The organism is Streptomyces sp. NBC_01571 (assembly GCF_026339875.1).
GTDB lineage: Bacteria > Actinomycetota > Actinomycetes > Streptomycetales > Streptomycetaceae > Streptomyces.
In genome coordinates this window covers 1853941-1876516 of record NZ_JAPEPZ010000001.1, presented here as the reverse complement: position 1 = coordinate 1876516, position 22576 = coordinate 1853941, and the positions used below count along the sequence as shown (strand labels likewise).

The 22576-nt window shown below is 69.5% G+C and carries 12 protein-coding genes and 3 pseudogenes; 7 read left to right on the top strand and 8 right to left on the bottom strand.

The window, feature by feature from the left end; translation table 11 throughout:
• Positions 1-2: 2 nt before the first annotated feature.
• Genes OHB41_RS08310 through OHB41_RS08300 form a run of 3 tightly spaced genes read left to right on the top strand, consistent with a single transcriptional unit; the run spans position 3 to position 7419 of the window.
• Positions 3-2234: a hypothetical protein gene (locus tag OHB41_RS08310; RefSeq protein WP_266697306.1), complete on the top strand. Its 2232-nt coding sequence runs from the start codon at positions 3-5 to the stop codon at positions 2232-2234.
• Positions 2234-5875, top strand: a complete 3642-nt coding sequence (locus tag OHB41_RS08305) for a hypothetical protein (RefSeq protein WP_266697305.1) — start codon at positions 2234-2236, stop codon at positions 5873-5875. The genes OHB41_RS08310 and OHB41_RS08305 overlap by 1 nt, the downstream gene beginning before the upstream one ends.
• 32 nt (positions 5876-5907) lie before the next feature.
• Positions 5908-7419, top strand: coding sequence for a hypothetical protein (locus tag OHB41_RS08300; protein ID WP_266697304.1), 1512 nt, complete (start codon positions 5908-5910; stop codon positions 7417-7419).
• A gap of 46 nt (positions 7420-7465) precedes the next feature.
• On the opposite strand, the pseudogene OHB41_RS08295 reads toward OHB41_RS08300, so the two are convergent.
• Positions 7466-7829, bottom strand: a pseudogene (locus OHB41_RS08295) (transposase); the annotation flags it as partial.
• Between OHB41_RS08295 and OHB41_RS52005 the strand changes: the two are divergent.
• Positions 7824-7969 (top strand): annotated as a pseudogene (locus OHB41_RS52005) (IS5 family transposase); the annotation flags it as partial. The pseudogenes OHB41_RS08295 and OHB41_RS52005 overlap by 6 nt on opposite strands.
• Before the next feature lie 62 nt (positions 7970-8031).
• On the opposite strand, the gene OHB41_RS08290 reads toward OHB41_RS52005, so the two are convergent.
• Positions 8032-8397, bottom strand: coding sequence for a hypothetical protein (locus tag OHB41_RS08290; protein ID WP_526025036.1), 366 nt, complete (start codon positions 8395-8397; stop codon positions 8032-8034).
• Positions 8398-8993: 596 nt separating this feature from the next.
• Here OHB41_RS08290 and OHB41_RS08285 point away from each other — a divergent pair.
• A complete protein-coding gene (locus OHB41_RS08285; RefSeq protein WP_266705742.1) occupies positions 8994-10616 on the top strand; it encodes an ISAzo13 family transposase in 1623 nt (540 codons plus the stop codon).
• 74 nt (positions 10617-10690) lie between these two features.
• Here OHB41_RS08285 and OHB41_RS08280 read toward each other — a convergent pair whose 3' ends face one another.
• The 5 genes from OHB41_RS08280 to OHB41_RS08265 all read right to left on the bottom strand — a co-directional run bounded on the left by OHB41_RS08280 (position 10691) and on the right by OHB41_RS08265 (position 14989).
• On the bottom strand, positions 10691-10948 hold the full coding sequence (locus tag OHB41_RS08280) for a hypothetical protein (protein WP_266697302.1): 258 nt from the start codon (positions 10946-10948) through the stop codon (positions 10691-10693).
• A gap of 14 nt (positions 10949-10962) precedes the next feature.
• Positions 10963-11664 (bottom strand): group II intron maturase-specific domain-containing protein, encoded by a 702-nt coding sequence (locus OHB41_RS52000; protein WP_323138362.1) that lies wholly within the window; start codon positions 11662-11664, stop codon positions 10963-10965.
• Positions 11665-11684: 20 nt separating this feature from the next.
• Positions 11685-12830 carry a reverse transcriptase domain-containing protein gene (locus OHB41_RS51995; RefSeq protein ID WP_323138361.1) on the bottom strand — a complete coding sequence of 382 codons (1146 nt, stop codon included), beginning with the start codon at positions 12828-12830 and terminating at the stop codon, positions 11685-11687.
• A gap of 576 nt (positions 12831-13406) precedes the next feature.
• Positions 13407-14798 (bottom strand): transposase, encoded by a 1392-nt coding sequence (locus OHB41_RS08270; RefSeq protein ID WP_266697301.1) that lies wholly within the window; start codon positions 14796-14798, stop codon positions 13407-13409.
• Positions 14795-14989, bottom strand: coding sequence for a hypothetical protein (locus OHB41_RS08265; protein ID WP_266697300.1), 195 nt, complete (start codon positions 14987-14989; stop codon positions 14795-14797). Before OHB41_RS08265 ends, OHB41_RS08270 begins: the two co-directional genes overlap by 4 nt.
• A gap of 95 nt (positions 14990-15084) precedes the next feature.
• Here OHB41_RS08265 and OHB41_RS52570 point away from each other — a divergent pair.
• Positions 15085-15523 (top strand): annotated as a pseudogene (locus tag OHB41_RS52570) (transposase); the annotation flags it as partial.
• Between the two features lie 85 nt (positions 15524-15608).
• Here OHB41_RS52570 and OHB41_RS08255 read toward each other — a convergent pair.
• Positions 15609-16277 carry a 4'-phosphopantetheinyl transferase family protein gene (locus OHB41_RS08255; RefSeq protein ID WP_266705740.1) on the bottom strand — a complete coding sequence of 223 codons (669 nt, stop codon included), beginning with the start codon at positions 16275-16277 and terminating at the stop codon, positions 15609-15611.
• Between the two features lie 393 nt (positions 16278-16670).
• Between OHB41_RS08255 and OHB41_RS08250 the strand changes: the two genes are divergently transcribed.
• Positions 16671-22568 carry a beta-ketoacyl synthase N-terminal-like domain-containing protein gene (locus OHB41_RS08250; RefSeq protein WP_266697299.1) on the top strand — a complete coding sequence of 1966 codons (5898 nt, stop codon included), beginning with the start codon at positions 16671-16673 and terminating at the stop codon, positions 22566-22568.
• Positions 22569-22576: the final 8 nt, after the last annotated feature.

The window sequence follows — 22576 nt, the reverse complement described above, 5'->3', positions numbered from 1 at the left end:
CCGTGCCCGCTGAACCGGATCTGCGCATCCACTTCCTCGACCACCTGATCCCGCGTGCCACCCCCGGCGACTACCGGGTCGTGGTCAAGAACACCCTCAGCGACCCCGGCGGCGAACTGGACGCCCAGGACAAGCTGCTCCCGTCCGAGGAGACCTTCGAGATCAAGGCCGTCCGCTTCGTGCTCAGCGAAGCGTCCGTCCACGCCCACTACCCGCCGCGCGAGAGCACCGGCGCCTACACCAGGACCCTGCCGCACATCACCCTCAGCCGGTCGATCCTGCCCTGGGAACGCAACCTCGCCGGAACCCGCGCCGAGCAGCCCCCGGCCCGCCCGCCCTGGCTCGCCCTGCTCGTCTTCGGCGAGAACGAACTGCCCGACGACCCCGCCGCGTCCGGGGACACCGTGCTGCGCACCGTCGAGGAGCTCCGCAACCCTGCCGAGGCGGGGGTCAAGGGCCCGAACCTGCCGTCCGGCGGCGTCGACGAGGCCGAGGCCCGGAGCAAGTGCCGGACCATCGACGTCCCGGCAGACCTCTTCAACGCGATCGCCCCACGCGACGACGAGATGTACTACCTCGCCCACGTCCGCAAGGTCGTCGACGCGAACAAGCCCCGGGCGGCCGACGGCGAAGTCTTCGTAGAAGGGGAGTATGCTGTCGTCAACGCCAACCGCTTCCCTCACAACCCCGGTAACTACGCCGTCCACCTCGTCTCCCTCGAAGGCTTCGAGGGCCGCTTGTCCGGCACCCTGCCCGGCGGCACCACGGCCGTTCGCCTGTGCTCGCTGCACAGCTGGAGCTTCACCAGCAGCGAAGGGCCTGCCGCCGACCCCGGAGCGCTGCTGGAGAACCTCGTCGCCCCTGGTGCCGAGGACCCGGAAGAGCTCGCCCTGCGGCTGCCGGTGACGGCACCGGTCACCGACGATCCCGAGGACGACTACGTCCGCGACCGCCTTGCCCGCGGCTACACCGCCGTTCCGCAGCTGGCCCTCTCCGGTGAACGCACCTTCGCCTGGTACCGCGGCCCGGCCACCCCGGTCACCGCTTTCGACGTGCCCACCGAGCACAGCCCCGGCCCGCACACCACCTCCGACCACGCGCTCATCTACGAGCCCGAGCACGGGATCTTCGACGTCAGCTATGCCGTCGCCTGGACTCTCGGTCGCACCATCGGCCTGGCCGACCCCGAATACACCACCGCCGTCGGCCGGGCCCGCCGCGAACTCGCCAACCGGGCGACGACGCTGATGGCGCTGGCCGGAGATCCGGAGCGCGCCTCGGTCGACCCGGATGCCCCGCCCGCCCTCGGCGCGCTGCGCGAACTCGCCTCCGCCGGCTTCCGCGAGCGGCTCAGCACCGGGCTCAAGAGCCCCCAGCTCCCGGACGGCGCCGGACGCAGGATGCCGCAGCCGAGAGTGACACGTACACAGTCAAGGTCCGTGCTCGCAGAAGAACGCGCTGTCTCCCTGCTGCGGACCACCGCGGAACGCAACGCCGGGGCCATCGCCGCCTGGCAGGCCCGCCTCGGCCTGCTCCAGGGCGTGCCGTTTCACCACCTCGTGCCCGACCCGCGCATGCTTCCTCTGGAATCCCTGCGGATGTTCCGCCTCGACCAGGGCTGGCTGGACGCGCTCGTCGCCGGAGCCGCCGACGTCGGCGTGCACACCTCCGTCGACAGCCGCCTCGCCCCCGAACTCAACCGGGCCACCGCCCGGTCGGGCAGCACGAAGCGGGCCGCCGGCGGGCTGCTCATCCACTCCGAACTCATTCCCGCCTGGCCGGACATCAAGGTCAATGCCTACCTCAAGGACGGCACCGTCCTCACCGAGCTGCGCCGCGCCACACCGGACGAGAGGATCCTGCTCGTCCTCTGGGACGGCGTTCCCGACAAGGTCGTCATCCGCGAACCGGGACAGGGCATCCACTACGGCATCGACACCGGGAACCGCCTCGGCCTGCGCAGCCTGGCCGCCGACCCGCCGATCGGCACCCCGCTGGAGACCTTCTACCCCGCCACCGGCAGCCTCTTTGACCTCCACCTGCGCTCCGACCCGGACACCGGACCCGCGGTGCTCCAGATGTTCGGCACCGGCGGCCTGGTGCCCGCCCTGGCCCGGGAGTTCGGGCTCACCGACCTGGACCCCGGACAACTGGCCCTGGAACTCGTCAACGCCCCGCTGGAACAGGAAATCCTCAGCCCCACCGGCACCGCTGCCCGGACGGAGACCGCCTGATGAGCGCCACGGACCTGATCGTCCCCGTCAAGGTGAACGCCCTTGTCGTCAACCGGCTGACCCGCGCCGCCGAGACGTTCAACCGGTGGACACCGAACTTCGACGCCATGATCGAGGAGGGCACGGGCGCGGAACCGCCCCCCGGCGTCGGCACCGAGACCATGGGCCCGGACAGCGAAGGTGTCTACGTCCAGTGGCAGCTGCCCGAAGCGCTGGCCAACGGGCACTACGACCAGACAACGGGGGAGACGACCTTCCCCTTTGTCCCCAACCGCTGGCTGGTCGTGCGCTACAGCACCACAGCGGCGGCGGCGGCGGACCGCAAGGCCGTCGGCTGGATCGTGCAGAGCGACTACCTTGAGAGCCGCCCGGTCCAGGACGCCGACGGCAACGACATCTACGGCACCAACAAGCACCCGAACCCCGATTCACCGGCGGGCGCTCCGCTGGAGCTGACCTTCCTCGGCCGCCGCCACGACCTCGCCCAGGCGCCGTGGACCGAACCACCCGCCCAGAAACCGCACCTGACCGCGGCCGGGCCCGGACTGCCCGGCTTCGCGGCCTACCAGCCGTACAACAAAGACGTGTTCTCCCTCCACGACACCCTTGAGGACCTCAAAGGCGACCTGGACAACTACCCGCCCGACGCGACGCTGAGCTACTTCGTCGTCGGCTGGTACAGCGACGACGCCCTCGACTACCTCAACCGCGCCGCGTCCGTGCCCGGCCTGCTCCCGCCGGACGCGGACGGGACGGCCGACCTCCTCGAAGCCCTCGGCTGGGCCACCCCCGAAGGCACCGCCGCCGATGCCCTGGACCGCACCCTCTACAGCGGCTCGGCGCTGGGAGTCGACTGGCAGCGCGAAGGCGGCACCCACGAGTCCGACAAACCGAGCAACATCGAGCTCAGCAAGATCCTCACGCTGGGCAGCAGCAGTGCCGAAGCCCTCAGCCGGCTGGCCGCCCGCCAGACCCGGTCCGCGCGCACCGGAGACCTCGTACGCTCGCTCTTCCACGGCACCCTCGAAACACTCGACACCGCCGACGGCGAAGAGGACCTTGACACCCTCACCCATCACTCCTGGTTCTCCGGCTCCGACGGCGGCTACGTGTGGAAGGTGACCGCGCGCCCCGTCGAAGGCGACGACGAGCTGCCGCCCCCGCCGCCGGAACCCGGATGGCTGACCGAACTCAACGAGGTCCAACGGCAGTACGACGACCTCACGCCCAGGCTCCGCCGCTCCCAGCAGCGCCTGTGGAACATCTGGTGGCTGCGCAACAAGCCGGTTCCCCCGTTCACCCCTGAGCACCCCGCCGGGTTCGACGCCGCAGCTGATGTCCAGCTCAACGAGAGCGATGCGACGAGTCTGGCCGGGCGGACCAAGGCTCTGCTCGACGAACAGTTCGTGCTGTCGAGGCAACTGCCCACCGGCGGCATCCCGGAGGAACTCGCGGCCGCCATCGGGAAGTACGCGACCGAACGCGGACTCGACCCGCGCTACCAGCTGGAGCGCACCGCCCGCGAGTCCTACTACCGCCCCGCCGACCCGGTCGTGCTCATCAAGGACACCGGCGCCAAGGAACCCCTCACCCGGGACACACCGCTGCCCTGCCGCCTTCCCGAGGCCCTGATCACCCGGATCACCGTCGGAGGCACGACCTACGACCGGCCCACGACTCCGCCCAGCCCGGGACTGGCCGGACTCCCCGACGCCTGCGCCCCGCTCCTCGCGGAGTTCGCCCTCCTGGACCAGGTGGCCCGGGTCCCCGGCGCTCTCGACGCGGCGCTGAAGGACCCTGCCGCCGTCACCGGGCCCGTCCCCGAGCACACCGCGCCGTGGCGGCAGCCCTGGCTGCCCATGCACCTCGAATACGAACTGAAGTACTGCCCCACACCCTTCCAGGCCGACGACACCACCTACTGGACCTTCAACGGCAGCCGCTACGAATGGTCCGGCCGGGGAGCCCAGCCCGGCGGCGGCGAAGCCGACCTGCGCTGGCTCACCTTCAAGAACCGGGCGTTCCTCACCCCGAGCGCGCCGTTCGTCCTGCAGAAGCAGATCGACCGCTACCTCGACACCTACTCCGGCGCCCCCACCGAAGGCCTCCTCGCCCTGCGCGAGGAACTCGGCCACCCCGGAATGCTCTCCCAGCGCCTCGACGGCTTCCACGACTGGCTCGTCCAGCAGGACGGCGCCGCCAGGACCACCGTGCACGTCCCCGAGGCCACCGCCAGGCTCGTCGGCGACATCCAGAGCGTCCCGGAAGGCGGCCCGCTCGAACCGCCCGCCGACGACCCCGGAACACCGTTCCAGCCCGTCCGCGCCGGCCAGTTCACCTTTCACGACCTGCGCATCGTCGACCGCTTCGGCCGCACCTACGACATCGTCAACAGCGGCAACTACGAACAGGTCTCCCTCACCCTCGCGGAGAGCGTTGCCCCTGATGAGGTCCTGCACGAGGACCTCATCGGCACGGCCCGCTTCGTCCAGCTCGGCCCGCGTCTCCTCCAGGGAGCCCGCCTGCGGCTGGAGACCGTACGTGCCATGGACGGACAGCGGCTCTCACCGATGGCCCGCGCGGCCACGACGGAAAACCCCCTGGCCGGCTGGTTGCTGCTCAACCATCTCGACCAGACCCTCGTCGTCCACGGACCCGACGGCGTCTGTCTCGGCGAACTCCGCGTCGTCAAGGACATCGACGGCGCGGACGACAGCGTGTGGCTACCGCTCCCCGGCTCGCCCCATCCCGACGTCGACGCCACGGAGTTCGAGGACGCCATGCCGCACCTGGCCCGGTTCGTCCGCACCCTGAAGGACAAACCCGCCGCCGCACTGACCGGTCTGCTCGACACCATCGACCAGACCCTCGACACCATCCACGACGACGCGGCCCAGGAGGACGGCTCCCCGCTACGGCTCATCGGCCGTCCGCTCGCCCTGGTGCGCGCCGATCTGGGCGTCGAGCTCGAAGGACCGCTGCTGAGCAATCCGAGCTGGGACCAGGTGCTCGGGGTGTCCGAGGAGGAGTACGACGGCTACCGCTGGCCGGTCCGGCTCGGCAACGAGAAGCGGCTCGGCGACGGCCTCATCGGATACTTCGCCGGGGCGACCGGACCCGACCAGGAGACTTCGTACGAGCGCTTCCACGCGGTCATGCCGAAGGGCGGCGGGGGCTACCTGACCCCGATCGACAAAGGCCACGGCCTGGCCGTGCCCGCGCGCACCCCGGACCAGCCGGTGACGCACCACCTGACGCTGCTGATGGATCCGTACGCGGCGGTGCATGCCACCACGGACATCCTCCCGGTGACCAAGGTCCAGCTGCCCGACGACCTGGTGTCCGAGGCGATGCGGCGGATCCGGGCGTCCTTCCGGCTCGGCCCACTGCTCGCGGCCGAGCGGGTCGACAAGGCCGAAGAAGCCCGGCGGGCACGGGCGGGGGAGGAGCCGACGGAGGCGGGTGTGGTGCTGCCGCAGCCCGCGTCGTGGCACGGAGCGTGGAGCTGGGCCGAGCCGCGCGGGTCGGAGACCGAGTGGGTGGAGCTGCCGATCGTTCCTGCTGATTCCGGGGCGCACTTCGGGGATCCGCAGGCGGAGGCCCGCTATGGATACCTGCTGCTCGACGCGACCGAGAAGTAGTCCTGAACCTCCGTTAACAGAAGGGCTGTTGCATGAGCGTTGTCATGGTGAACGCCACCAACCTGCTGCCGTACGAACCGTCGACCGACCCGACGCCGTTGCGGGTGAGCTCCGCCGAGGAAACCGAGTACGGCTCCGTCAACATCAATGTCGGCGGCGGAATCACCACGTCGGCCTGGTGCAACAAGATCACCGTCCGGGTACCGGTCGGAGCGGGGGCCGAGCACCTCACCACCGAGGGCGCCGACATCAAGACCGGTGCCAGCACCGGCTGGACGCCGTCCGCCCCCACCGTCTCCGGCGGCTTCGCGGTCATCACCTTCACCCCGGCCCGCGCGGTGCAGTTCACCGGGCAGATCGTCACCCTCACCCTGTCCAACATCGCGGTCAACCGCACGGCGGGTCAGGTCTCCATCGCCATCGTCGAGAGTTCGTCAAGGACGAACGGGAGCTTCACCAACAAGGACGCCGAGGTCGTGGTGGACAAGTTCCCGGCCGGGTTCGTGTTCCGGAATTTCGCGCCCGAGAAGATCATGGTGGAGAACGGTGAGGTCGCCGTGCTCCGCTGGGAGGGCTCGGACGCGAAGTACACGATGCACTGGGGCGACACCCCCGCCGGAGTCTCCCTCGACAAGGAACGTGTCTGGCCCACCCCGCGCGGTCTGACCACCGTCACCGGCTTCATGCTCCGCGCCGAAGTCACAGCCGGCGGCGTCACCCTCACCCACACCCTGACCACGGCGGTCACCGTACGCATTCCTGACCTCGTCGTCAGGAACCTCACCGTCCAGGGCCCGGCCACATTCGCCGACAGCGTCAGTCTCAGCAACACCGCCAAGGACCTGACAGTCGCCGGATCGGTGCGCGGCGCGGGCAGCAACCCGCTGCGGGTCAGCCAGAACGCGGGCCTGAAGGTCGACGCGGCCCTGAACGTCACCGGGGCGAGTACGTTCGCCAACAGCGTCAGCCTCACCAACGCCGCCAAGGACCTGACGGTCGCCGGATCGGTGCGCGGCGCGGGCAGCAACCCGCTGCGGGTCAGCCAGCCCGCGGGCCTGAAGGTCGACGCGGTCCTGAACGTCACCGGGGCGAGCACCTTCAACAACAGCATCACGACCATCGGCGACGTCACCGTCGGGGGCACGCTCACCGCCAACGGCAACCTCAACGCCGTCGGGACAGGGACCGTCCGAATCGCCGACCTCCGCGGCCCGTACGGCGAACCGCTCAAAATCAACAGCCACATCAACGTCTTGCCCGGCAACAACGTCACCATCACTGACAATCTCACCGTCGGCGGCAAGCGGGCTATCCGCGCCGGTGACCGCATCAAGCTGGAGGTCAACAGCCACAACAAGGAGCTTTATCTCTACTGTGAGACCGGTAACAGGGACAACGTCTACGGGGGCAGTAGGAACTACTCCAACGCCACCTGGCGAGTTCATTACTACGACTCCCGCAGCAGCGTGAACGATGCTTCGGACGGCCAAGGAACCATCGCTGAACCCGACGGAGGCGACATCCGCTCGCGGATGACTGACTGAGCGTTTCGCCCTGTGAGGTGTGTTTGATCCCAGGTCAGGTTCCGCGTTAGTTGGGGGTGGCTTCGCCGGTGAGGCGGCGGGCCATGAGGTCGATCATCGCGAAGTGGACCATGGCTTCGAACCGGTGCGGGTGGGTTTCGTAGTCGCGGGCGAGTCGGCGGTGGTGCATGAGCCACCCGATGCTCCTCTCGATCGTCCAGCGTCTGGGAATGACCGTGAACCCCTTGACGCGCCCCGGGGCGTTAGACGGGGTGGACGTGGATGCCCAGGCGGGCGCCGTGGTCGATGGCGGTGGTGCGGTAGCTGCCGTCCACCCAGACCTTGGTGACGCGCGGGTGGGCGGCGGCGATGCGGGTGAGTAAGGTGACACCGGCCGCGGTGTCGGAGGCGCTGGCGGCGGTGACCAGGACTCCACCGCCGGCCGCACCCTCCTGGAGCAGGCCGCCGCCGACCACCCCAGCCTTCGCAAATCTGGGTCGACGGCGGCTACCGCAAGCACTTCGTCGAGCACGCAGCCGCCCTAGGTATCGACCTCGGAATCCTCCAACGTGCCAGACGCAGAGGAGCCGCCCCGGTGTGACGGTGGCCGGGGCGGCTCTGTAGGCGGAGTGGTCAGCGGTTCGGTGGTCGGAATGGGACGACGTTGTCCGCGACGGGAGAAGGCTCGCTCTCGGATTCCTTCTCCCGGGTGAGAACTGCGCTGGCGAGGGTCAGCAGGGTCACCTGCTGACGAAGCTCCTGGAGCTCTGCTTCCTTATTGGCCGGAGTCTTCTTCAGTTTGGAGACGGTTTCGCGGAGTCGCTTTTCGCTTTCCGGCATCTGCTTGGTCTCGGTGCGGACGCGCTCGTAGAACTCGTTCTTGAGATCGGCATGCCGTTTCATGAGAGCCATGCGGTGGACGTCAGCCTCGACGGCGAGCGCGACGATGGTGAGACTCCCGCTGGAGACTGTGGGCTGCCCGTTCAAGAGCCGGTCCATGGCCTCGCGGATGCGGGTGCGTTCGTTCTGTTGGTTCACGCGGCAGCCTCGGCAGGTCGGGCGGTAGCGTCGTGTGTGTCGGCGATGGTGCGGAGCTTGTCAGCGTTGTGCCGCAAGCGTTTGCCGAGCGGGCCGGGCGAGTATGCCGCGAGTTGGTCGATCTCGTCGGCCCGTTCCCGCAGCTGCCGGGCATGGGAGTCGGTTCGAACTGTGTTGCCGCAACCGGATTGGCAGGCGTACTGCCGTGGGGCTGTTGCTCCTGGCCCGGGGTCGCAGAGCGCGGTCTCCCGCTTGAATGCGCAGATGAGCATGGCGTCAGGGCGGTTGCAAGTTCCGGAATCGTGTAGATCGTCCACCCCCCGCGGAGCCTGGCCATCAGCAGGCTGCGGATGCCGAGAGGGGACAACTTTGCCAAGACCACCCGAGCGATCCGGGACGCACCGGAACATGCCATCTGAATCTGGTGCATCATCGACAGTTCGCTCCTACCGGGAACTTGAAGCGGCCCTGGGGCCTGCCGATCAATAACTCTTCGGTTTTCGTGGGCTGTTGGGTCGTAGGATGCGGGGGTGTCGGAGGGGACGAAGGCAGAGCTGGTGGACGTGTTGGGGCTGTTGTTGCCGCATCTCGATGAGCGGCAGCAGCGCCTGACGCTGGGCGCCGCGGCCCGCGTTCTGGGCCACGGCGGGATCCGCATGGTGGCCGGAGCGGCTGGGGTGGCGGAGTCCACGGTGTCGCGCGGGAAGCGGGAGCTGGAGCACGCGGAGGAGCCCGCTGGCCGGGTCCGGGCACCGGGCGCGGGTCGGAAGCCCTTGCGGGAGGCCGATCCGGGGCTGGTGCCCGCGTTGCTGGCGCTGGTCGAGCCGGACCAGCGCGGCGACCCGGAATCTCCGCTGCTGTGGACGGTGAAGTCCACCCGGAATCTGGCGGCCGAGCTGACGCGCCGGGGGCACCGGGTCGCTTCGGACACGGTGGCCGCGCTGTTGAAGGCGGAGGGCTTCTCCCTGCAGGGCACCTCGAGGACCACCGAGGGGGCCCGGCATCCGGACCGGGACGCCCAGTTCCGCTACATCAACGACCAGGTCACGGCGTACCTCGCCGATGGACAGCCGGTCATCAGCGTGGATGCCAAGAAGAAGGAGACGCTGGGCAACTACGCGGTCATCGGACGCGAGTGGCATCGCGCCGGGCAGCCGGTGCAGGTCCGCGCGCACGACTTCCCCGAGAAGGGTTCCCAGAAAGCGGTGCCGTACGGGATCTACGACATCGGCGCGGATACCGGCTGGGTGTCGGTGGGCTGCGACGGGGACACCTCTGCCTTCGCGGTGGCCACTTTGCGCCGCTGGTGGAACGGTGAGGGGCGCCGCCGCTACCCGCACGCTTCTCGCCTGTTGGTCACCGCCGACGCCGGAGGCTCCAACGGCTACCGCGTGCGTGCCTGGAAGAAGGAACTCGCGGACTTCGCCTACGAGTCGGGCCTTGATGTGACTGTCTGTCACTTTCCGCCGGGAACATCGAAATGGAACAAAATGGAGCACAGGCTGTTCTCGCAGATCAGCATCAACTGGCGTGGCAGGCCCCTGACCAGCCACGAAGTCGTCGTCAGCACCATCGGAGCGACCACGACACGCAGCGGGCTGTCCGTCCACGCCGAGCTCGACCCCGGCGCCTACCCCACCGGCATCACCGTCCCCGACACCGTCATGGAGCGCCTGCCCCTGACGCCGCACGAGTGGCACGGCACGTGGAACTACACGTTGCGCCCCGAACCGCTCGCTCCCGAACCACCCCCGCCCAGCGCCGAGTTCGGACGCTTCCCCACCGGGGACAAGCTCCCCATCTGGCTGCGGCACCCCAGCCTCACCGGACTCGAGCCCGCCGCCTTCGACGATCTCGCCGTCCGCTACCGAGCCTGGTGTGCCGAGCACCCGCCGATCTTCCTGCCCGGGAAACGCCCCGACGGCGGCCCCGGCGCCGGCGGCAGACGGCTCTCCGTCTCCGACCAGCTTGTCGTCTTCCTCCTCAAGAGGCGCTGGTCCATGACGAACGCCGTTCTCGCCGAGGCGACCAGCCTGGCCAAGAGCAGAATCGGCGCGACCCTCCAGGAGGTCACCCCCGTGCTCACCGCGCTCGGGCACAAGATCCCGGCCGGCGCCATCACCGTGACCACAGCACACCAACTCGCCGCGATCGCCGGGCACGACCCCACCCTCCCCTAATCCCCACCAAGATCGACGAGTTATTGATCGGCAGGCCCCTGGCATGGCGTCGGGGACTCTGCTGCGTAATTCGTTCAGGCGGAGAGTCGGTAGCTGAGTTGTTCGAGCCTGCTGCTGCGGCGGGTGCGGTCGAGGGGGCCGGTGGTCCAGTGGGCGTCGAGTCTGACGATGTTGAGTGCGGTGGCGGAGAAGGCGTGTTGGAGGCGGACTTTCGGCAGGCCGCGGTAGCGGGCCCGGCGGATGCCGGTGATGTCGAGGGCCTGTCGGGTAGCGGCGGCGCGTTGCCGCGCCGCCGCCCCTAAGAACCGTGCGGGCGGGTTGGCCCCGCACACGGCTCAAGCAGGCCCTATGGCTCACTGGCAGGCAGAAGTACGGTCCCATTGCCGGTGTCGGCGATGAGCTGTCGTCGGCAGTGGGCGTGCAGGAGTTGGGCGGGTGGTTCGTCCGGCTTGCCCGGCCCGGTGGTGACGATCGCCTTGCGGGTGATCGCTTTGCGGGTCGCCCGTATCCACTGCTCCCACTCGGTGGGGCTGGTGGGCGGGTGGTCGGCGTGCAGCAGGAGAGTCCCGCAGTGCGGACAGTGGCCGTTCTGGCGGTTGAGCAGTTGCCAGTCGGTCTTGTCGATCAGCGGGATCACTTCTTTGCGGCGCCGCCGGGCCCAGTACTCGGTCAGTGCCGGGTCGTCCGGAGACGCCCCGAGCTTGACCAGCTGGTGCCGGACGATCTTCGTCCACGCGAACTTGGGGAGGAACCGTCCACTGCCGCGGTCTCCGAAGACCCACCGGTCACCCCGGCGGGGGTTGAACGCTCCGAAATAGCGGTGCACGATCCAGTCCCTCGGCTTGTTCGCGTGTTCGTGCTTGGCCCACTTGTAGGCGAGCTGCCACACATAGAAGTCCAGCGAGCTGAAGACCCGGCTGGACACCCCGATCCGGAAGTAGGCGGACCAGCCCCTAATGATCGGGGCCAGGGTCCTGATCACCGCCTCGGCGTTGGACCCGCGCAGGTCCCACATCTCGGCGGCGAGCCGTTTCCGGATCCGTTTCACGGACGCCTTGCTGGGTTTGATCAGCAGTTTCCGGTGGGTTTGATCAGCAGTTTCCGGTTGCGATACAGCCGGACGTGGAAGCCCAGGAAGCAGAAGCCCTCAGTGAGGTGGACGATGCGCGTCTTGTCCTCGTTGAAGGCGAGCCCTCTGGGTTCCAGCCAGGCGGCGAGCCGCTGCTTGACTTCTTCGGCCTGCTCACGGCTGTAGCACATCGCCACCAGATCGTCTGCGTACCTGACCAGCACGGGGCTCTTGCGCATCACGGTCCCGGCGTGGATGCCGCTCGCGTGATATCGCACCCCGGCGGCCTCCTCCATTCCGTGCAGAGCCACGTTCATCAGCGCGGGGCTGATCACACCGCCCTGGGGAGTTCCCTTCCTGGTCGCGGTGAGCCGACCGTTCTCGACCACACCGGCCCGCAGCCACTGCGCGACCAGTTCCCGTGCGGGAAACGTGCCGAGCTGCCGGAGCAAGTGATCATGGTCGATTCGGTCGAATGCCGCCGCCAGGTCCGCATCAAGTACCCACGGCCGACCAGGGTTGGGGCCCCGGCAGGTCAGAAAGATGGACTCGATCGCGTCATGGCAGCCACGGCCGGGCCTAAATCCGTAGGATCTCGGCTCGAACCGTGCTTCCCACTCGGGCTCCAGTGCCCCAAGGACCACAGCCTGAAGACAGCGGTCCAAGATCACGGGAATACCGAGCGGCCGCCGACGCCCGTCAGGCTTCGGCACGTACACCCGTCTGACGGGCCGGACCGTCCACGACCTGGAGCGGTGCTGCACCCAGTCGGCCACCTCGGCCTTGCCGGGCGCGGTCAGCACCACCTTGCCGTCGACGCCCGCCGTCTCGCGGCCAGCGTTGACCTCCGTCACCCGCCGCACCGCGTGCAGTGCGTTGGCGCGGGAACGGAGCATTAGCTTCTGCAAGTTGCGGACCTTCTTCAGGTCCCCTGCCTGTGATGCCGTGAAGATTCTCTGCCGCAGCCGCCGTACGTCGTCATCCACTTGCTGCCAGTCGATCGACAGCCAGTCGGTGACGTCGCCCTCGGGTCCGTTCACCGCCGCGACGACAACCGGAGCGGCATCTGCCGCCCCGGCCTCCTTCACCGCCTTGGTGTCCAACTTGTCCCTCGGTTCCGTCGTCTTCGGTCGTTTGCACTCCACAGGCCCACCAGACCCACGTCAGCACCCTTTCAGGTCCAGGCAACGGCCCGTATCCGGCCGGTTATACGAGACGACCAGCGGAGGGGCCGGTCATCGTGTCCCGCTTTCCCGCTACCTTTCGGCCGCCGGCATTCGCTTCTTGGGTCCTCCTGTTCCCGCCAGGGAGTTGAGCTCTCCTCGCGGTCGGCCGACCGGGCACCGGATGACCGGCCCCCGGACCCCGACGGGGTTTCCGCGTTGCACACGTACGAGATCCGACTGGGATGGGCGCCCCCTATGCCCCGGGAACAGCGGTGTCCTACGACTGCAACTCACCTCTTACAGCCGCCGCTTGCCGCCTCTCAACGGCCGGTTCCTGGACTCCGGCAAAGCGATCCATCGTCCGGAGCTGATACCTGACGAGACATCAACCAGGGGTTCACTCATCGTTCGCCCGTCCAGCCTTCCCCTTCACCTGTGGTCCCCAGATGGCATGGGCACCCTTGGGCTTGACCCCCTGAGCTCCGCACCCCGCAGTTACCCGCGACGCACGTCAGGGTGAGGACAGACCCTGGACACTGGTCCGGAACTACACCTTCAACATCGAACCTCCAACGGTGAGTTCACTCGTATCGTGCGCCTTCGTGTCGCACGGTTGATGGTGCCCTCGACGCCGGCGCGCAGGGTGTACTTGTTCTTCCAGGTGTCGGTCTTCTGTTCGGCGCGGGCCCGGGCGAGGTTCTCGTGGAGTTCCTCGGGCCGCAGGGTGAGCATGCGGCGTCCGAGTTTCGAGGCGGTGCACTGCTGCTGGAAGGGGCACTCGCGGCAGGTCAGGACGCTGAAGGTGATCACGATGGCGTCCTTGCCATGCTGCTTGACGGGGTTCCAGTGGGAGCTGGTCCGGCCGGCGGGGCAGCGGACCTGGCGGGTCTTCCAGTTGATGGTGAAGGCGGTCTTGTCGAAGCCGGCGTCGGCCTTGGCCTGCGCGGAGCGGTCCAGGAGGACCGGGGTGACCATGTGGACGCCCTGCTTCATGGCCTTGGTGATCAGGTCGGCCGACGGGTAGCCGGAGTCGAGGTAGTGCTCGGCCGGATTCACCCCGTGCTCGGTGAGCTTGTGCTGGATCGGCGCGGTCGCCTGCACGTCCGGCACCGTCGCGTCGGTGGTGTGCACATCGGTGATCAGGTTCGGCATCACCCCTGTCCCGGTGTCCGCGTCGGTGTCGGTGTCGGTGTCGGTGGTGCAGGTTTCCGTGAGATGGATCTTGTAGCCGCACCAGAAGAGATCGTTACCCTTGGCCGCCCAGCGTGCGTCCCCGTCGTAGGGGGAAGCCAGGCGGAGTTGACCGGGCGGGACGCCGTCGTCGGCGTCCCGCTTCCTGATCACCTGCCGTCCCCGGGCGTCGCTGCGAATGATGTAGGTCTGCACCAGGACCTGCCGCAGCAGGGCCACGGCCTCGATCTCACGGATCCACGCCGGGGCGTCAGCAGCCCAAGCGGCCCGGCACAGGGCGAGGGCGTCCTGGCCGAAGACCTGGGCGAGGCGATCGCGCCTGGTCTGCGAGGGAGGCATCTTCCAGCCGTCGATCCTGGGCCCGTACCGCTCGGCGAACTCCGTCACGTCGATCTGCCCGGCCAGCCAGGCCGGGGCCGCGACCGCGAGGGCCTCCAGAGCCGCCCGCACACTCTCGCCGGCCAACTCCAGGCGGTTCAAGTCCCGCACCGCGCTGATCACATGGGTGGAGTCGGTTCGCTGCTTACCCCCGGCCGCCACCAGACCGGCGTCCTTACAGTGCTCCAGGAGCCGGTCGAAGACCACCCGTTCCATGCCGTTGTCCGCGAGCCGTGCCCGGAACCGGCACAGCACACTGGCGTCGAAGCCGATGTCCGTCAGTTCCATCCCGAGCGCGTACTTCCAGTCGATCGCCCGCACCGCCATCGCCGCGGCTTGCCGGTCCGTCAGATCCTCCGTGAACTGCAACACCGTCACCAGCGACAACGCCCCCGGCGAAGTCCCGGCGCCCCGCGCACCCCGAACGCCTCCGCGAACGGCTCATCAGCGAAGACCTCCGCGAGGCGGTCCCGCACCCGTATCGCCAGGCTCCCCTTCGGGAACGCCGCCCGGGCCACCATCACGGTCTGCTCCGGGACCTCCGACAGCCCCACCGGCCGCATCGACACGTCCTACCGCCTCCACGGCCGCACGACAGAGGAAGCGGCCTCTGGAACGATCATCGCCGCCCCGCCCTCACCCCCGCAGCGAATTGCGCAGCAGAGTCAACGACCTGGTCAAAGTTCTGGGGTTGGACACGGGGATGTCCAAGAGCGAGGTCTCCCGGATCTGCGCTGCCCCGGACGAGCCGTTGACCGCGTTCCGCACCCGTTTCCCCTACAGCTACCTCGGCGTCACCTACTGCAAGGCTCGGGGCCACCACCAGATCGCCTCCCGGGCCGTGGTTTTCGCGACCGGCATCACCGAGGACGGCGGCCGGGAGGTCCTCGGCGTGGTCCTGAAGGACGCCGGTGAGATGGTCGCCGCGACGATCCGCACGATCACCCAGCTCAGCCAGAGCGCGGTGAGGGCCCAGGTCGATACCGTCACCGACATGCTCGGCAGCCAGTTCCCCACGGGCAAACAGATGCTGCTGGAAGCCAAGGACGACCAGACCACCTTGGCTGATCCAGTCGACGAACCCGCTGGAGCGGATCAACCGGCCGAGCACGTACCCGCCCTGGCCGACACGACTGAGGGTCGCGAGCGATCACGTCGGGGGTTTTCCGGCGTGGCCGGTGGGGTCCGTCATGCGGGCCACGGCACGGTGACAACGGTAACGACGTGTCGAGCGTCACCCCCGGCGTGCCAGCGTCCGGTGAACCGGCTGATCCGGTTTCCGGCGACGACTGGTCCGGGCACGGTCAGGTCGGCCGTGAAGGTGTGACGTTCCGGATCGGGCGTGATGATGCATTCCGTGAAGTCCAGCCAGCGGCCGGTCAATGGGAACCACGCTTTGTAAACACTCTCTTTCGCGCTGAACAGCAGCCGGTCCCAGTGGATACGAGGGTGGGTGACGGCCAGCCGGGTCAGGGCCACTCGCTCCTCGGGCAGCGCAGTCAGCTTTTCCACGCCGTCGGGCAGAGCGGCGTGCGGCTCGGCGTCGATCCCGATCGAGGCGAACGTGGCGCGATGAGCTACCGCTGCCGCCCGGTAGCCGTCACAGTGCGTCATGCTGCCGATCACTCCGTCCGGCCACTGCGGTGCACCCTTGGGCCCCGGCAGGATCGGTCCGGGGGTCACTCCAATCCGTCTCAGCGCGGTGCGTGCGCAGAGACGGACGGCGGCGAACTCGCGGCGGCGCTTGTCGACTGCGCGGGCCACGACGGCCGCCTCCTGTGGGTGCAGGTGGATGTGCAGTGGGTCGGTGAACAGCTCGGAAACGGCGACACCGGATGGAAGGAGGGCGTTCAGCAATCCGGTGCCGTCGGCTCCGGCGATCACGGGTGACCACCCGCTTGCTCGGTATGACGAATGTCGCAAGTCTTGTCCACTGCATCCTCCAAATTCGACTCACGAGGTGGGTAGTGGGGGTCCCGGCATTCTTCGGTGTGTGCTGCACGAATGACCGTCTTGCCCGTTCCCTCAGTGGCAGTTGGTCACGCTCGGTAAGGCGAAAAATGATCGCAAGGCGCTGTAGACGGGAGTGATCCACTGGGTTACGTTCTGTATGCAACGGATGACACGCGGGAGTTTACTGATGCAGATGAGTGTGAGTTCTGGCCCGTTATATCACCGAATATCGGGGCCAGATAGGTGGCAGCACGGCTACGTGCAGCTCCCCGGTCACCACGCCTCTGGTTCTGCCTCGTGACCGCCCGGCGCGTCGTTCTGGGGCTGCCGACGCTCGCCACCGGTGGCCTCTCCGAGAACTGGCTGTTACGTGAGTCCGGCGACCTGCACTGGTCGTTGATCGGTGAGTATTTCGGCACCTCGGTCAACAAACTTGCCGACGCCGACGGCACCCGGTTACTGCCGGCCTTCGTTCGGGTCCGGCACACCGCGAGTGCCTCGCTCGCCTCCTTCGCCGAGCTCGACGAAGGCAAGATGAGCGGTGAACTGACCAGACTGGACGACCGGCGGTTCCTGTCCGACATCCGGTTCGCCACCGGTACGGCACACGTCGACGTCCGGCTGCTCACCGTCTTCGTCCGCCGCTCGGACCGCAACTGGCTGGTCCCTGGCGTGCCCCAGTTCCCCGGCCGCCTGCCGGCCCGTGAGCCGGACGCCGACCAACTGGCCTTCCTGCACGACTTCCAGGCGCGGAGCAGGCACCACCCGGACGGCCCCGGGTTGCACACCGAGCGTTACGAACTCAACCCGGTCGTCGACGTCAACGCCCTCGGCCTGCTCTACTTCGCCTCCTACCCGCACATCAACGACCACGGCGAGCGCCGGTACCTGCACTCGCTGGCGCCAGGCGGCGAGTGGGCCACCGCGGCCGCCGCCGTCAGCCGCGACGTCGTGTATCTGGCGAACTGCGGCGCCGAGGACACCGTGCGATACCGGCTCGACGACCTGCGCCTGGAGGACGGTCACCGGGCGGTGCTGACCTCGACGTTGCTGCGCGAGGATGACAACAGGCCGCTGGCCCGGATCGAGACGGTCAAGGCACTGCGCGGGCCCAGCGTGTTCGGCGGACTCTGGGGTGACGCCGTCACCACCCGCGCCGCGACGGCCCCGCCGGACCCGGCGCCCGCGACCGACGACCTGGACGCGGTGCTGCTGCCTCTGCTGGAACGGGCGCTGGGCCGGCCCGCCGGCTCCCTGACCGCCGACGACGACCTGCGCCGGTACGGCCTGGACAGCGTCGCGCTGGCCGAGGTCGTGGCGCTGGCCCACGACGAACACGGCCGGCAGATCGATCCCAGCGCCATGTTCCAGGCCTTCACCACCGCCGCCATGGCGCGGGTGATCCGCGGCGAGGGCCACGAGCCCTCGCCGGTCGCCGCCACGGCCGTACCGAAGCCGGACGCCGCGGCGCCGATCGCGGTGATCGGCATGGCCGGACGTTTCCCCGGGGCGGACAGCGTGGGTGAGCTGTGGGACCTGCTCGGCCGCGACGAGGACGCGATCCGCGACATCCCGGTCGACCGCTGGGACACCGCCGCGCACCCGGATCTGGTGGGCCGAGCGGCGCTGCTCGACGATATCCGCCGCTTCGACCACGAATTCTTCACCATCAGTCCCCGCGAGGCTGCGCTGATGGATCCCCAGCAGCGACTCATGCTCGAGGTGGCGTGGGCGACGGCCGAGGATGCCGGACAGGATCCCACCACGCTGGCGGGCAGCCTGACCGGCGTCTTCACCGGGGTGTGCCACTCCGACTACGCCACCGTTCTGGCCGAGCACGCCGGTCGCGACGAACCGCACTTGAGCGTCGCGGTCTCCCCGTCGCTGGTGGCCAACCGGGTCTCGTACGCCCTGGGCCTGCGCGGCCCGAGCGTCACCGTGGACACCCTCTGCTCGTCGTCGCTGGTCGCGGTCGCCCAGGCCATCGCGGCGCTGCGGGCCGGAGAATGCGACCAGGCCTTCGCGGGCGGCGTGAACGTGCTGTGCGACCCGGGACGGCACGCGGCGTACCAGCGGGCCGGCGTGCTGAGCCCACGCGGCCGCTGCCACACGTTCGACGACGGCGCCGACGGCTACGTCCGCGGCGAGGGGGCGTGCGCGTTGCTGCTCAAACCCCTCGACCGGGCGCTCGCCGACGGCGACCAGGTGCACGCGGTCATCCGCGAGGTGGCGGTCAACCACGGCGGGCAGGCGCAGTCGTTCACCGCGCCCAACCCGGAAGCCCAGGCCGACCTGCTGGTCAGCGCGTACACCACGGCGGGAGTCGACCCCACCACCGTCGGCTACATTGAGGCGCACGGCACCGGTACCCGGCTGGGCGACCCGATCGAGGTGTCGGCCATGGTGGCGGCGTTCCGCCGGCTGTACGACCGGAGCCGGCACCCGATGCCGGACGCGCCGCACTGCGGCATCGGATCCCTCAAGACCAACATCGGTCATCTGGAGGCCGCCGCCGGTATCGCCGGAATGATCAAAGTCATTCTCGCGATGCGCCACCGGACCCTGCCGGCCACCCGCAATGTGCGCCGGACGAACCGCATGATCAACCTGTCCGGGTCGCCGCTGCGGCTCCAGCTGGAACAGGCCGCATGGGAGCCGCCGCCCGGAGGCGGCCCCCGCCGCGCCGGGGTCAGCTCGTTCGGCATGGGCGGCACGAACGCGCACGTGGTCCTGGAGGAGGCACCGCCCGCCGCCGAGGCGCTGCCGACCGGCCGGGTGGCGGTGCCGGTGTCGGCTCGCACCCCGCAGGCCCTGCGGGACGCGCTCGTCGCGCTGTTGAACGTGGTGCGGTCACCGCAAGCGCCTCCGCTCGCCTCGATCGCTCGGACGATGAGCACCGGCCGGGCCACGCTGGCCTGCCGCGTCACCGTCACGGCGGCCGACCTCGGCGAGCTCGCGGAGGCGCTGGCCGCCGCCGTCGAGGCCGAGCCGCTCACCGGCGACGCCGGGATCGAGGGCCCAGTGCCGGTCGCCCCCATCGTGTCGCTGCCGACCTACCCGTTCCGCCGGGACCAGCACTGGGCGGCGCCCACCGCTGCCCCTCAGTTCCTCACTGCGGACTGGCAGGACGCGCCGCCACCCGCGTCGGCTCAGCGCGGCCGCTTCCTGGTCCTCACGACGGACCCGAGCCTGGCGCCGACGCTGTTCGGCGACGACGCCGTTGCGCATCGACCCGGTGATCCGCTGCCCGCCGTGCAGGGCCTGACCGGCGTCGCCGATCTGGTCGACTGGAAAGAACCGGGCGCGCTGGTCACCGAGCGGATTGAGGCACTGCGCGAGGTGCTCAGCCGGTATCCGCGTACCGGCCTGCGCTGTCTGCACATCAGCGGCGCTCGCCGCTCGGCGCTGGCCTGCTTCTACCGTGCCGTCTCCGGAGAACTGCCCACGGTGATCTCCCGCACCGTCCGGGTCGACGGTGACTTGGCCGACCTGGCCGCCGCGGTCGCGGCCGAGAGTACGGCCGACGACCAGGAGACCGAGATCCGGTACACCAGCTCCCGGCGGCGGCGCCGCGTGGCCGGGTTCGCCCAGCCCGGCGACTTCGACCCGCTGACCGGTCTGGACCGGGGCGCCGTTCTGATCACCGGGGGCGTTGGCGGGATCGGCCTGCGCCTCGCCGAGCACCTGGTCGACCGGGGCGCGCGGCACCTCGTCCTGATCGGTCGCTCCGAGCTGCCTGCCCGCAACCGTTGGACGTCCCTGGTCGCCGATCCGTCGACCGACCCGCTGCTGCGCGCGCGCCTCACCGCCCTGCTGGCCCTCGCCGAACGGGACGTGAAGCTTTCCGTCCACACCCATGCGCTGAACGACGTGGTTACGCTGCGCCGGCTGATCAACCGGCATCGAGGCCGCGCCGACGGGATCGCGGCGGTCTTCCACTGCGCGGGGGTCATGCGCCGACCCCGGTCGTTCCTGGCCAAGACGGCTGACGAGATCGATGACGTGCTACGCCCCAAACTTGCCGTCGAGACACTATGGGCGGCGTTCGGCAGCCGGTTGCCGCGGCTCATGGTGCTGTTCTCCTCGATCGCGGCCGGGTCGCCCCGGCTGGCCGGGGGCTATCTGGACTACGCCGCGGCCAACAACGTCCTCGACGACTTCGCCGAGGCGCACGCGGAAGAGCCCGGGTGCGTAGTCCGGTCGCTGCGGTGGCCGCTCTGGCGGGACGTCGGGATGGGCGAGCGGCGCACCAGCGCCGGGAACGAGCTGGGCATCCCCGACCTGGCGGAGGCCGACGCGCTGCGTCTGCTTGACCTGGCGCTGCGGGTGCCTGGTGAACCGATTCTGCTGCCCTGTCTGACTGGCCGGATGGCAGTACCGGCCGACGAGCTGTTCCGGGCGCCGCGGCGTGCCCCCGAGACGGCTCCGGCGCCGGTCGTCGCCCCGGCGGATGAGCTGGAGCCGGCCGGCATCGACTGGCTGGCCGACGTGGTGGCCCGGACTACTCGCACCGAACGTTCCCTGCTGCGGCCCGACACCCGCCTCGTCGACCTCGGCGTGGACTCGCTGCTGATGGCCGAGCTGGTCCGTGATCTGGAGGCGGCGCTCGGCGACGTCGTGGATCCCAGCCTGCTCCAGGAGCATCCGACACTGGCCCGGCTTGCCGCCGCGCTCACCGCCGCAGGGGTGCCCGCCTCGGCCACCGGCCCGGTGGCGTCCGCCGCGCCGGCGCGCACGCCCGCCCCTGACGGCGCGCCGATGCGGATCGCGGTCATCGGGACGGGCTGCCGGCTGCCCGGCGCCGCCGACCCGGGACAGCTGTGGCAGGCACTGCTCGCCGGGCGGGACATGGTCGGCGACGTGCCGGCGGATCGGTGGGACACCACGGCGCTCTACCGACCGGACGGCGGCCCCGGGTTCAGCCAGAGCCGGTGGGGCGGCTTCCTCGACGACGCCGCCCTGTTCGACCCGGACTACTTCGGCTTCGACGACGAGACGGCACGGCAGCTCGACCCCCTGGTGCGCAAGACGCTGGAGGTCGCCGTCGAGTGCGTCCGCGACGCCGGGTACACCGACGAGGAGTTGCGCGGCCGCCGAGTCGGCGTCTTCGTTGGTGGCCGGACCGGCAACCACCGCGAACACCTGCGGCCGCTGACCCGCGAGTCCATCGTCGGGATCAACCAGAACTACATCGCGGCGCACGTGTCGCACTTCCTCGACCTCGCCGGGCCGAACCTCGTGGTCGACAGCGCGTGCTCGTCGGCGCTGGTCAGCGTGCACCTGGCGGCGCAGAGTCTGATGCTGGGCGAGTCCGAGATGGCGTTGGCCGGCGGCGTGGACCTGCTGCTGGACGAGGAGCCGTATCTGATGCTCAGCGCCGGCAAGGCGCTGTCACCCACCGGACGCTGCCGCACCTTCGACGAGTCCGCCGACGGCTTCGTCCCCGGTGAGGGCGCTGGGCTCGTGATGCTGAAGCGTCTCGACGACGCCGAACGCGACGGCGACCGGATCCTCGCGGTTATCGAAGCGTCCGGTGTCAACAACGACGGCCGCACGATGGGCCACACCACCCCGAACGGGCACGCCCAGCGGGCGCTGATCACCGATGTGCTCGCCCGCGGCGGCATCGACGCCCGCACCATCGGCTACGTCGAGGCGCACGGCACCGGCACGATGATCGGCGACCCGATCGAGTTGCAGGCGCTGACCGCCGTCTACCGGCAGCACACCGGCGACCAGCAGTACTGCGGGATCGGCAGTGTCAAGAGTTCGATGGGACACCTGCTCAGCGCGGCCGGGATCGCCGGATTCATCAAGGCCGTGCAGACGCTCCGGCACGGGCTGATCGTCCCGACCCTGCACTGCGAGCGGCCCAATCCGCGGTTCGCGTTCGCCGAGTCACCGTTCTTCCCCGCGCGTACGACGACCGAGCTGCCCGCCGGCAGCCGAGTCGCGGTCAGCGCCTTCGGATTCGGCGGAACCAACGCCCACGTCGTACTCGGCCCCGGCACGCCCGAGGGGACCGGCCGGGCTCCGCTCCCGGCACCGGAGTACCGGCGTCGCCGGTACTGGCCTCGCCGCGCCGAGATCCCCACGAGACCCGCCCGCCCCGCCGCGACACCGGTCCGGTCGGCGCGCCTCGATCTCACCGTCACGCCGGTCGCGGCCGCCGCGCTCGACCGTTCCCACCGCTGAGCTGCGAA

What these genes read in the sequence shown, in the direction of transcription:
- OHB41_RS08305 (WP_266697305.1), top strand. Translation starts at nt 2,234, where the DNA reads ATGAGCGCCACGGACCTGATCGTCCCCGTCAAGGTGAACGCCCTTGTC.
- OHB41_RS08300 (WP_266697304.1), top strand. Translation starts at nt 5,908, where the DNA reads ATGAGCGTTGTCATGGTGAACGCCACCAACCTGCTGCCGTACGAACCG.
- OHB41_RS08290 (WP_526025036.1), bottom strand. Translation starts at nt 8,397, where the DNA reads ATGGACCGGCTCTTGAACGGGCAGCCCACAGTCTCCAGCGGGAGTCTC.